This is a genomic window from Methanofollis sp. UBA420 (genome assembly GCF_002498315.1).
Lineage (GTDB): Archaea > Halobacteriota > Methanomicrobia > Methanomicrobiales > Methanofollaceae > Methanofollis.
The window spans coordinates 528933-541187 of sequence record NZ_DAGX01000002.1 but is presented as its reverse complement, the minus strand read 5'-3'; the positions used below and the strand labels follow the sequence as shown (position 1 = coordinate 541187).

Annotated in this window: 8 protein-coding genes; 3 read left to right on the top strand and 5 right to left on the bottom strand. The window is 63.0% G+C overall.

The genetic code is table 11. The annotated features are described in order from the left end of the window. Positions 1 to 13 precede the first annotated feature (13 nt). Both corA and BP869_RS02685 read right to left on the bottom strand, forming a co-directional pair. Positions 14 to 1075, bottom strand: coding sequence for a magnesium/cobalt transporter CorA (gene corA, locus BP869_RS02690; protein WP_342676647.1), 1062 nt, complete (start codon positions 1073 to 1075; stop codon positions 14 to 16). Position 1076: 1 nt separating this feature from the next. Continuing rightward, positions 1077 to 3152 carry an acetate--CoA ligase family protein gene (locus BP869_RS02685; RefSeq protein ID WP_342676645.1) on the bottom strand — a complete coding sequence of 692 codons (2076 nt, stop codon included), beginning with the start codon at positions 3150 to 3152 and terminating at the stop codon, positions 1077 to 1079. Between the two features lie 105 nt (positions 3153 to 3257). Between BP869_RS02685 and BP869_RS02680 the strand changes: the two genes are divergently transcribed. From BP869_RS02680 to BP869_RS02670, 3 genes are all read left to right on the top strand, one after another. Beyond that, on the top strand, positions 3258 to 4220 hold the full coding sequence (locus tag BP869_RS02680) for an EF-Tu/IF-2/RF-3 family GTPase (protein ID WP_342676643.1): 963 nt from the start codon (positions 3258 to 3260) through the stop codon (positions 4218 to 4220). 454 nt (positions 4221 to 4674) lie between these two features. Beyond that, on the top strand, positions 4675 to 5523 hold the full coding sequence (locus BP869_RS02675; RefSeq protein WP_342676641.1) for a hypothetical protein: 849 nt from the start codon (positions 4675 to 4677) through the stop codon (positions 5521 to 5523). Between the two features lie 54 nt (positions 5524 to 5577). Further along, positions 5578 to 6588 (top strand): hypothetical protein, encoded by a 1011-nt coding sequence (locus BP869_RS02670; RefSeq protein ID WP_342676639.1) that lies wholly within the window; start codon positions 5578 to 5580, stop codon positions 6586 to 6588. A 33-nt stretch (positions 6589 to 6621) separates the two neighbouring features. Here BP869_RS02670 and BP869_RS02665 read toward each other — a convergent pair whose 3' ends face one another. The 3 genes from BP869_RS02665 to mutS form a co-directional block, all read right to left on the bottom strand. Continuing rightward, positions 6622 to 7173, bottom strand: a complete 552-nt coding sequence (locus BP869_RS02665; RefSeq protein WP_342676637.1) for a hypothetical protein — start codon at positions 7171 to 7173, stop codon at positions 6622 to 6624. A gap of 451 nt (positions 7174 to 7624) precedes the next feature. Then, entirely contained in the window at positions 7625 to 9370 is a 1746-nt protein-coding gene (gene mutL, locus BP869_RS02660; protein WP_342676635.1) for a DNA mismatch repair endonuclease MutL, read from the bottom strand. After that, positions 9367 to 11976 carry a DNA mismatch repair protein MutS gene (gene mutS / locus BP869_RS02655; RefSeq protein WP_342676633.1) on the bottom strand — a complete coding sequence of 870 codons (2610 nt, stop codon included), beginning with the start codon at positions 11974 to 11976 and terminating at the stop codon, positions 9367 to 9369. The genes mutL and mutS overlap by 4 nt, the downstream gene beginning before the upstream one ends. Positions 11977 to 12255: the final 279 nt, after the last annotated feature.

The following is a 12255-nucleotide window of genomic DNA, read 5'->3' as shown; positions in this document are numbered from 1 at the left end:
CTCTCCTTCACTGTCATATCCACCTCTTCCTCCTGAAATAGAGGAGCATGCCGAGGGCGACGACGGCCATCAGGACCAGGGAAGTGTAGTACCCGAACTCCCACTCCAGTTCCGGCATCTGCCTGAAGTTCATGCCGAAGACGCTTGCGATGAAACTGAGGGGGATGAAGATGGTGGCGATGATCGTCAGCACCTTCATCACCTCGTTCATGCGGTTGCTCGTGCTCGACAGGTAGATGTCGAGCATCCCGGCCCCCATGTCCCGGTAGGTCTCCAGCGTCTCGATCACCTGGACGGTGTGGTCGTAGACGTCCCTGAGATAGACCTTTGTCTGGTCGGCGAAGAGGGGCGAGTCGGTCCGTTCGAGGGAGGATATCACCTCCCTCAGCGGCCAGATCCGTTTCCTGAGGTACAGGAGGTCGCGCCGCACCCCCTGGATCGCCCTGATCACGCCGGGGTCCGGGTTCTCGATGAGGACGTCATCCACCGCCTCGATCTTCTCGCCGAAGGTCTCCATCACCGTGAAATAACTGTCCACGATGGCGTCGACGAGGGCATAGGCGAGGTAGTCGGCGCCGAGTCGCCTGGCCCGCCACTTCCCTCCCCTGATCCGCTCCCGCACCGGGTCGAAGACGTCGCCCTGTCTTTCCTGGAAGGAGATGACGGAGTTCTTTCCGAGGACGATGCTGATCTGCTCGTCCACCAGGTCGCCCTCCGCCGAGTAGCCGATCATCTTCAGGATGATATAGATCGTCCCGTCGTACTCCTCGGTCTTCGGCCGCTGTTCCGTGTTGAGGATGTCCTCCAGCACGAGAGGGTGGAGGTGAAAGATCTCCCCGATCCTCCCGATGGCGGCGGTGTCCTTGAGGCCGGTCACATTGATCCAGGTGACCGACTCCCTCTCCAGGTACGGCGGGATCTCGTCGACGCCGATGCCGGCCTCCTCCCTGATCTCCTCCCAGGTGTAGTCGATGACGTCGATCTCCGTCCTTTCCTGCCCGGCGTCCCCGACATAGACGAGAGAACCGGGAGGGAGGCCTGCCTTCTCCGAGCGTCTCCGTGCGGTGCCGTCCATCTCAGTCGCCCCTTTCGATATCGCAGGGGGGTGCCGTCCCGCTCCCCCGGCGTCCCGAGGCGAGGACTGTCCCGACGGCCCTGAAGGCGTCCTCGATCTCGGGGAAGTTCGGGACGCAGTGGTCTTTCAGGATACGCACCGCGCCTTTCATGCTCTCGCCGCCGAGGAGGCAGCAGACGACCATCTTGCTGGTGTTCCGCGAGAACCTGACGATCTCGTGGGCGAGTTCGACCGGGTTCAGGACGGCCGAGGGGACGCTGACGACGCAGGCGACGTCCCAGAGGTCCTGCCGGGCGATCATGACGTCGAAGACGCGGGCGAAGCGCGCGGCCCCGCCGTCGCCGATGATGTCCATCGGGTTTGTCCGGTTCCAGATCGAGGGGAGGAAGGCGTCGAGGGCGTCGCGGATCCCGGGCGGGAGCGGCGGGAGGGGGACGCCGTGCTTCTCCGCGTAGTCCGCCGCCAGGACGGCAAAACCCCCGGCGCCCGAGATGACGACGCACCTATCGCCCGTGGGATAGCCCTCCGACGCCAGGAGTTCGCCGAGCTGGAAGGCCTCTTCGAGGGATCCGGCGAGGAGTATCCCGGCCTCCCTGAAGGCGGCGGCATAGACGGCGTACGACCCGGCCAGGGAGCCGGTGTGGGAGGAGGCCGCCGCCTTCCCCCTCTCAGACGCTCCCGACTTCACGGCGATGACTGGCACCTCGGGGGTCACCTCTTTCGCCGTCTCCAGGAAGCGCCGTCCGTCCCTGATCTCCTCGACATAGAGGATGACGGCCCGCGTGTCGGGCACGGCGGCGAGGGCCGGGAGGAGGTCGGCAAAGCCGAGGTCGGCCTGGTTGCCGACGCTGACGACGGCGGAGAAACCGATGCCCGCGGGGATGCTCCAGTCGGCGACTGTCGTGATCACGGCGCCACTCTGTGATAGGAAACCGATGTGGCCGGGTTTCGGGGTGATGGGGTCGAAGGTGGCGTTGATCTTTTCGGCCGGGAGGATGATGCCCAGGCAGTTCGGCCCGAGCACCCTGATGCCCGTCGCCGCCGCGATCCTCTTCACCTCCTCCTCCCTTTCCTTCCCCTCCGCACCGCTCTCCGAGAATCCCGCGGAGATGATCACGGCGAGGGGCACCCCCTTCTCCGCGCACTCCCTGAGGACGGCGGGGACGACGGGCGCCGGCACCGCCACGACGGCGACGTCCACCTCGTCGGGGACGGCGAGGACCGAGGGGTAGGCCGTCCGCCCGAGGACGGTCGCATGTTTCGGGTTGACCGGCCAGAACTTTCCCGGGAAGGAGAGGAGGTTCCTCGTCAGGGCATACCCCACCTTCCCGGCTTCGGGGGAAGCGCCGATGACGGCGACGGATGTCGGTGCCGGGAGGGCGAAGGGGGGTCTTTCTGGGGCCGCCGCCGTCTCGGGCCTCTCCTCTCCGAAGATGACCCTTGCGTCCACCGCGCACGCCCCCTCCACCCCGAGGACGAGAGGGTTGATGTCGAACTCCGCGACCTTCTCCTCCTCCAGGAACATCCGGGCCGCGCCGGCGACCGCCGCCACGAGCGCCTCCTCGTCGAGGGGCGGCATGCCGCGGTAGCCCGTGATGAGGGGATAGCCCCTGATGCCGCGGACCATCTCCCTGATCCTCTCCTCCCCTGCCGGGAGGACGGAGAAACCGACGTCTCTCAGGAGTTCGACGAGGACGCCGCCCGACCCGAAGGTGAGCACCTTCCCGAACGCGGGATCCGTCGCCCCGCCGACGATGAACTCCCCCCCGCCTCCGACCTCTTCCTCGACGATCACGCCCTCGATCGCGGCGCCGGGGTGCCGCTCGGAGACGGCGGCGAGGATTGCGTCGTACGCCTCCATCGCCTCCTCGCGGCTCCGCACGCCTGTCCGCACCCCTCCCGCGTCCGACTTGTGGACGATCTCCGGGGAGACGACCTTGACGACGACCGGGTAGCCGATGGCGTCGGCCGCGTCCGCCGCCCCCTGTCGGTTCGTTGCAACGGCATGGCGGGGCACCGGGATGCCATACCTCGTCAGGAGGGCGTAGCCCTCCGCTTCACCGAGTCGCCGGGTCATGTGCCTGCACCTCAGCGGTCAATCGGTGCCCGGCTATAAACGTCTGTCGTCATGATCCCGCCCCCTTCGAGAAGCATTATCCCCCTCTCACGCCAATACCTCTATATGGCGAACCTTACTGTAGCGGTATTCGGCCCTGCAGGATACGCAAAGGATCTCGGAAAAAAGGGGACGAGCACCGACATCACCTTCTACAACCTGAAAAAGGGTGCGCACACGGTGACGTTCATCGAACCGACCCGGTACCCTGAGCGTCTCGCCCCGCTCTTCTACGCCGCAACCCTTGCGGACGCGGCCGTCGTCGTCGTCGACGCCCTGAACGCGACCTTCGGCGAGTACCTGCTCATGCTCCAGGCAGCGGGCGTGAAGAAGGGCTACTTCGTCCTCCGCAACTATATCGCGCCCGACCAGATCAGGCCCCTCCTGAAGGGGACGCTGCTGGAGGGGTACGAGTGCGTCGAGGACGACCTCGTCGACCTGCGCGAGCGCCTCCTTGAGCAGACAGAGCAGACCGCGATCGAGCGTTCCCTTGCCGACCCGAAGAAGACCTGCGTCATCCCGATCGACCACTTCTTCAATGTCCGCGGCATCGGGACCGTGATTCTCGGGTGCGTCGCGGACGGCCACCTGCGCAAGCACGACAACCTCAAGGTGCTCCCGACGGCGAAGACCGCGCTCGTGCGGTCGATCCAGAAGCACGACGAGGACTTCGAGGAGGCGGACGCCGGCGACCGCGTCGGCCTCGCCCTCAAGAACGTCGAGGCTGAAGAACTCGACCGGGGCTATGTCCTCACCAACGACTCCTCCCTGCGGTGTGCGACCTCCGTGACCGGCACCCTGGACCTCGTGCCCTTCTGGAAGACGCCGATCACCGAGGGCATGGTCCTCCATGTCGGCCACTGGATGCAGTTCATCCCCTCCCGCGTCACCTCGGCCGAGGCCGACGGACGGTCGGTGAAGATCTCCCTCGAACTCGAAAAGGACCTGGTCTATATGCCGGGTTCGAAGGCGGTCGTCACCTACCTCGAGGGCGGGAACCTGCGGGTGGCGGGGACTCTTACCCTGTAATACTCTTTTTTTAACGGTGTAGAATCGCTCCTGAAACGAAGCTTCTTGAAACCATTTCTGATGGTTTTCATGGTAAATCGGCTCTGTAGAAACCCTCGCGGGAAAGTACTTCCTGAAGTGATAGGGGAAAAAATTCTGTTCAGAAGCGCCTGGTCCGGGGGGGCTGCCGCCCCCCATACCCCCTGCCATTAAGATAGAGGCAGGGATGACATAATCCTCCAGAACTCCGACCCTTCTTCCCGGGATCAATCCTGAGCGGGGGTCCGGGGGCGTAGTCCCCCGGCAGGCGGTAGGTGGAAGGCGGTATATCCGCGTCTTCTCTCAGGAAAGGGAGGATACATCGACCAGAGCATGATGGATTTCAAAGGAGCCAGAAGTTCAACAAATCCAAATAATCCTTCATCCGAATGACAGACGAGCATCTATAAATTATATTATTATAAAATTACCGCCCATGGAAAGCCTCCTGGATATTCTCAAGAAGATCATCCTTGCAATACTCATCCTGGTCGCCATTCTGGTCGTTGTCTTTGTATTGATCATAGGATATTTCAGCGTGTCCGCACCCGAAAGTGCACAGTCGGTCTATATCTACGAACTCACGCTCTCCACGACCGGGCCTCTGGAGAATGCAACCCTTCTGGTCCCCGTTCCCTCCAATTACAATGCGGAGTCCGGGAAAAACGAGACTGCCATCAACATCTCCCGCACCAGTTTCACGAATTTCGACAGGGACACTATCTCCGCACAGATCGAGGAGGTGAACGGCGTCCCGATGCTGAAGATCTCGGCCGACCGGATCAGTCCCCTCTACAAAAACCGTATCACGCCGATCCCGATCATGCCGGGACAGGACGAGTCCGAACTCCCGCAGCCGACCCATATCTATTCGGACCGCTATTCCGAAGAGACCCCTGAGCTTGTCGAGATGGAGATTCATATGTACGATACCTCTGTCGACCACGAGATCGATACAAAAACGCCGGTCGGAAAAGAGCCCCTCTTCATGCCGTACCGGATCGCCGAAAATATCAGCAGTCCTGACAGCGCCATGTACGGGGTCTATTACGTGAGCGCCGGGTCTTCAGGATACGTCTTCGAGACGCCCTTCATCCTCTTCTATACTGCCGATGACGAGAATGTCCTCACCATCTCCTCCGAATTTCATGCGATAAACCAGTGGTGGGTAGGGGGCTGGCAGTCGAATTCATACTGGGAGAGGATGAGGCACGAATTTCAGGGAGGGTGCGATGGCACGTATCAGGTGACGGGCATCCTGATAACCGGGGATGGGGTGTACTGATATAAAACACAACAATTTTCGCGAAGAAACGAAAAAAACCCCAGTAATGAAAATATGATCGAAATTATTATTTTTCTTGGATTTCTCCTGGCCCCGGCACTCCTGTACGGGATCTTCGAGCGATTGCCCTCCCATTGCCTGAGTGCTCTGATGCCCGTCGTCCTTGCTCTCGCCCTCTCGGTGATCGTACCGCAGTATTACCCGTTCCAGGTCATCGGCCCCGAGGCATTGGCCGGCACTCTGACGATCGTCGCCGTGCAGGTGCTCGGCATCCTGACACCCCTTCCCCTCGTGGCGGAGAGGTTCGGAGACTGGAGGAAGTACCTTCTGATCACCGCAGTCTCGGCGAGTTCCTTTTTATTCATATTCCTGCTCGGTTTTGCAAGGGACTTCAACGTGTCTCCCGTCTCCGAAGCGGCACTTCAGGCAGGGACCATCGTTCCGTTCTTCTTTTCATCGAGGCTGATGTTGACATTCCTTCTCTTCCTGATCGTGTCCGCATCGATCTGCGGTTTCATCCTCCTCATCTCCCTGATCAGAGAGGACTACCCCGATAGTATGTCAAATATAGGCTGGGTGAGCGCGGCCGTGATCCTTGCACCGTTGCTGTACGTCGCGGGCTGTTTTTTCATCGCGACCCTCGCAGCCGTCTGGTGCCATCTGACGGCGTTCATCCGTCGCCCGGGTTTTGCTCTCGCATTCCCGATACTGCTGGTGCTCCCGGTCTCTTTTCTTCTGACACGCTCTGAAATACTCATCGAACTGTACAATAAACCGCTCCTTGTCCTGCTGCTCTCCAGTATGGTCATTTCCCTCGGGATGGCGGCCGCCTTCGAGGCACTCGGATCTCTTCGTCTCTCCCGATTCAACCCGGCGATCAGCATCCTGCTGGGGGCGGCATCGGTCACGATAGTCGACCTGCTTCTGAAATATACCGGCTATCCCGACCTCTTCATCGTGATCCCCGACCACCCCCTGGCCGGTTTTGTTCTCGTCGGCATCATCGTCGCCTCCGTCCTGGTCCTCGGAGGAAAGGTTACACCGGGGTACGATCGCCGGACGTGAGGACGAGAAGTATTGAAGGAAGGTCGGAGACCCTCACTCCATCTCCCCGAGGTGGAAACCCCTCCCGATCTCCCATCCCGCACCCTCCATCCAGACGACGACTGCCGTCTCCGCCGGCACGGTCTGGTCCTCCGATGAGGCAAGACGCATCTCCACGCGTGTCGTCTCCCCCGCCTTAAGGATGAAGGAGTCCGGGGCATAGGAGACCTGCACACCTTCCGGCAGGCCGTCGGTCCGGGTGATCCTGATCTCGGTGCCAGCCTCTGAGGAGACGATGATCGGAAGGGTCGCCGATGCATTCGGCCGCAGGACGAGTTTCGGCGCTCCCGGTCGATCTGCCCTGACCGCTTCGAAGCCCGAGGCGTTCTCCGTGTCGAACTCGAAGAGGAAAGGAGACGGCCCTCCCTCTCCGGGGGGAGCGTTGATGATCGGTTTGTCCAGGATGTCGGGCTGGAATGTGGGGGGCGTCGGGACAGGCGTCGTCGTGCCCGGCCCTTCCCCTGTCATGCACCCTGTCGTGAGAATGGTGCATCCCAGAAGGACGAGGAGGAGCAAAAGAGTCAGAAATCTTTTTTCTCTAATCATACCTGCTCATTCCTCATTTTCTTCTCTTCCCCTCCGGGCCGTGTCGCCGGCCCCTGCGTGAGACCTGTTCAGATGTCCACGGCCGATAGTATCCAGGTATTGTATATATCAATTCTGTACCGATCGTCTTCACATCAGGAAAGTGAGAAACCCCGTATCACCGTAAAAATCCACAAAAATATGCGACAGATCCTCCTCCCAGATCGCGCTCATTTCCGCCCCCTATACTGCCCCTCTCTTCCCCTCCACGTCTCCAACCTATCAGGGGGTTCTGTGCCACCCGGCAAACCCATCCCCGTCCCGATAGGGATGTGTATTCCAGGTCACGATCCCCGAAACACTCCGAAAATAGCATTATTCTCAATCCCGCCCATACAGGCCGGATCGAGAGGGCGGAAATATGAAATAGAGGCCAGATCGGGGGGATGATCCCCTCCCCCAGAATCCTCTCTCACGTCCTCCTGAACATCGCCGCCAGTTCGTCGGGGGAGAAGGAGAGGATCGTCGGCCGACCATGGGGGCAGGTGTACGGGCTCTTCGTGTGGGCGAGCTGGTCGACGAGGCGGCGCATCTGCTCGCGGGTGAGGGGGTCGCCGGCCTTGATCGCTCCGCGGCAGGCGACCCGTCTTGTGATCGCCTCCCGCCTCCCCACCGGGTCGCGGGTGGCCTCGCGCACGAGGGCCGAGACCAGGTCGCGGACCACCGCCGGGTCCTCCATCCGCCCAAGGACGATGGGGATCGCGCTCACCGCGTAGGTGTCCGGCCCGAACTCGTCGAGGGCGAACCCCTCCTCCTCGAGGGCCGGCAGGGCGTCCTTCACCAGTTCGGCCTCCTGCGCCGTGAAGGTGATGAGCACAGGCACGATCAGTTCCTGCGTCTTCTGCCCGTCCTGCTGCTTCTCCGTCACCTGCTCGTAGAGGATGCGCTCGTGGGCGGCGTGCTGGTCGATGACGATGAGGGAGTTGTTCTCGGCCCTGCCGACGATGTAGGTGGCGTCGACCTGGCCGAGGATTTCGATCTCCGGGAGGAGGTTCCTTTCGGCCGTGACGAGAGGGAGGGAGGTCTGCCTCAGGCGCCTGTCGGAGCGTGCGTAGAGTGCCGGCGCCTCCGCGATGCCGGTCGTCCTCGCGGGGATTGGAGGGGCCGGTCTCCATGCCGGCGCCGGGCGTGCCGCAGGGGCGGAGAGGAGGTTCCTCCCGTCCAGCGCGGCCCGCACCGCCGCGGCGACGGCGTCGCAGATCTCCCTCTCCCGGCTGAGGCGGACCAGTTTCTTCGTCGGGTGGACGTTCACGTCCACCTGGGCCGGGTCGACGGTGAGGGTGACGAAGGCGACAGGATAGCGGTCTGCCGGGAGGAGGGTGCCGTACCCCTCCTTGAGCGCCCGCACGATTGCGGGCGAGGAGACGGGGCGGGCATTGATCGAGAGGAAGACCTGGTACATGTCGGCGCGGGAGTGCGCCGGGCGGGAGATGTAGCCGCCGACCCTCACCGCGGGGGCCTCGAAGTCGAGGGGGATGAGGTCGGCGTGGAGTTCTGTCCCGAAGAGGGAGGCCGCCGTCTCCCGCAGGTCGGTCGTCCTGTGGGTGGCGACCCTCTCCTTCCCGTTGTGGACGAGGCGGAAGGAGACCTCGGGGTGGGCGAGTGCGGTCCTCTCGACGACCCCGTGGATATGAGCGAGTTCGGTGTGGAGGGACTTGAGGAACTTCCGGCGGGCCGGCGTGTTGAAGAAGAGGTCGCGCACCTCCAGAGTCGTCCCTTCGGGTGCGCCGACCTCCGCGACCTCGGGCGCTCCGCCGCCCCTGATCCTGACCTTCGTCCCGGCGATGACCTCGCCCCCCTTTGGCCTGGTGGTCAGGGTGACGTCGGCGACAGAGGCGATGCTCGCCAGCGCCTCGCCCCTGAAGCCCATGGTGGCGACGCGGTCGAGGTCGTCGATCCTGGCGATCTTGCTCGTGGCGTGTTCCTTGAAGGCGAGGACCGCGTCGGCGCGGTCCATGCCGACGCCGTTGTCCTGAACCCTGATCACGGTGACATGGGTGCGGTCTGTCGTCACCTCCACCCGCACCAGGTCGGCGCCGGCGTCGATCGCGTTCTCCACGAGTTCCTTGACGACAGACGCCGGCCTCTCGACGACCTCGCCGGCGGCGATCTGGTTGACCGTCCTCTCGTCGAGGACATGGATGACAGGTTCGGTCATGGCGACCCCTCCTTCCCGGCGAGAGCCTTCAGTTCATAGAGTGCGTCGAGGGCCTCCCGGGGAGTCAGGGCGTCGGGGTCGATCCTCTTCAGGGCCTCCACCGCGGGGTCGGGGTCCGCCCGCGCCTCAGAGGACGGGAAGAGGAGCATCTGGGTGAACTTCCTCTGCTTCGGCCCGCCCGACGCCACCTCCTCCTCGGTCGCCTTCAGGATCTTCTCGGCCCTCTGCGTCACCGCCCGCGGCACGCCGGCAAGCCGGGCCACATGGATGCCGTAGCTCCGGTCTGTGGCGCCGGGGATGATCGTCCGCAGGAAGACGATCTCCCCGCCCGTCTCCTTCACCGCGAAGTGGTAGTTCTTCACCCTCTTCAGGTCGGCCTCCACGTCGATGAGCTGGTGGAAGTGGGTGGCGAAGAGGGTCCGCGGCCCGGTCTTTCCCGTGCCGTGGAGGAATTCGATGACGGCCCTTGCGATGGAGTAGCCGTCGATGGTGCTCGTCCCCCGCCCGATCTCGTCGAGCACGACGAGGCTCCGCTCTGTGACATTGTTCAGGATGTTCGCGAGTTCCTGCATCTCGACCATGAAGGTGCTCCGCCCGCTGGAGAGGTCGTCCGAGGCCCCGACGCGGGTGAAGACCCTGTCGACGATCCCGAGGGATGCGTGGGCGGCCGGGACAAAACTCCCGATCTGGGCCATTACCTGGATGAGGGCGACGGCACGCATGTACGTCGATTTCCCGGCCATGTTCGCGCCGGTGATGATGAGGACCTGGTCGCCGCCGCCGTCGAGGAGGGTGTCGTTCGGGACGAAGGAGCCCGGTACCATCTCCTCGACGACAGGGTGGCGTCCGGCCCGGACCGCGGTCCTGACAGAGTCGTCGAGGACCGGCCGCGTATAGTCGTTCCTCTGTGCGACCGCGGCGAGGGCCGCGTAGACGTCGAGGACGCCGATCGCCCGTGCCGTCTCCTGGAAACCGGGGACGGATGCGGCGAGGGTGGCGACGAGGTCCGCAAAGAGTTCGGCCTCCAGGGAGAGGAGGCGCTCCTCGGCATTGGTGATGAGCATCTCCTTCTCCCGCAGGTCCGGGGTGGTGAACCTCTCGCCATTTGCGGTCGTCTGCTTCCGGTCATAGTCGTCCGGCACGAGGGGGAGGTTCGGCTTCGTCACCTCGATGTAGTAGCCGAAGACCCGGTTGTACCGCACCTTCAGGGACTTGATCCCTGTCCTCTCCCTCTCCTTCTGCTGGTACTCCGCAATCCAGTCCTTCCCCGACCCGGAGAGGCCCTTCAGTTCGTCGAGTTCCGGGCTGTAGCCCTCCCTGATCACGCCGCCGCCCTTGAGGTTCGCCGGCGGGTCGTCGACGATCGCGCGGGCGATGAGGTCCCTGACCGCGGGGAAGTCGGAGATCTGGTCGATTGCCTCCCTGACCCGCAGGGGGAGATCGCCCTGCAGGGTCTCTTTCACCTCCGGCACGGTCTCGAAGGACGTCCTGAGGGTGACGAGGTCGCGGGGCGTCGCGTTCCCGTAGGCGATCCTGCCCGCGATCCTCTCGATGTCCGCACAGCCGCGGAGGAGGTCCTGGAAGGTCTCCCGTGCCGGGGTGTTCCCGACAAAGTACTCGACGGCGTCGAGGCGTGCGTCGATCTCTGCCCTGTCGAGGAGGGGGTTGACCAGGTACGCCCGCATCGTCCTGCTCCCCATCGAGGTCCGCGTCCTGTCCAGAACATGGAGGAGCGTCCCCTCCTTCCCCTCTCCCCGGATCGTCTCGGTGACCTCGAGGTTCCGGAGGGTGATCGCATCCAGGGACATCCTCTCGGCGGTGGACCGCACAGAGAGGCCGGTGATATGGGAGAGGTCGGAGAACTGGGTCTCGGTGGCGTACCTGAGGGCGGCGCCGGCGGCCCTGACCGCCGCCTCCATCCCCTCGCAGCCGAAGCCCTCGAGGGAGACGGTGCCGAAGCGGTCGAGGAGAACCTGCCGCGCCCGCCCGGCCGCGAACGCCCCCTCCTCATAGGGGGTGAGGAGGACGCCCTGGGCGGAGAAACGCTCGCAAAGATCGCCGGTGAGGGTGCCGGGGACGATGCACTCCTGCGGCCTGTACCTCTCCACCTCGGAGACGACCTCGCCGCCGTCCCTGCACTCCTCGACGAAGAACTCGCCTGTGGAGATGTCCAGGAAGGCGAGGCCGAAATCCGCACCATTCGGGCAGAGGGACATCAGGTACCGCGCCCCCGGCGAGGCGATCATGGAGGCGTCGATGACCGTGCCGGGGGTGATCACCCGGACAACGCCCCTCTTCACGATACCCTTCGCCTTCTTCGGGTCCTCGAGTTGCTCGCAGACGGCAACCCGGTAGCCCTTCGCGACGAGGCGGGAGACGTAGGTGTCTGCCGCATGATAGGGCACGCCGGCGAGGGGCATCTTCTCCCCCTCCCTGTCCTTGCCCCGCGAGGTGAGCACGATGTCGAGTTCGCGGGAGACGATCTCGGCGTCATGACCGAATGTCTCGTAAAAGTCCCCCATGCGGAAAAAAATGACACAGTCAGGATGTTTTTCCTTCATCGCATAGAACTGCCGCATGGCAGGGGTCATCTTCTCCTCGGTCATTCTGTATGAGTTCGGCCGTGTTCCTATAAGGTGCTTTTTTTCGGGGAATGGGAGTATTCAGGAGAGTGACCACACCTTCTCCGCACGGTGGAGGATGAGCATCATGCTCTGGTCGGATCGCAGGTCTCTATCCGGGAGACTCGGAACGCGGTAAAAATATCATGAGATTATTCTGAATTTCATAAATCGCCAGATATGAATATGAGGCGTTATAAAATTATTTTTTGATAAATAGCAGCACCTGAAACCTTCGACGCTCGATAAAAAAATATCTGAAGG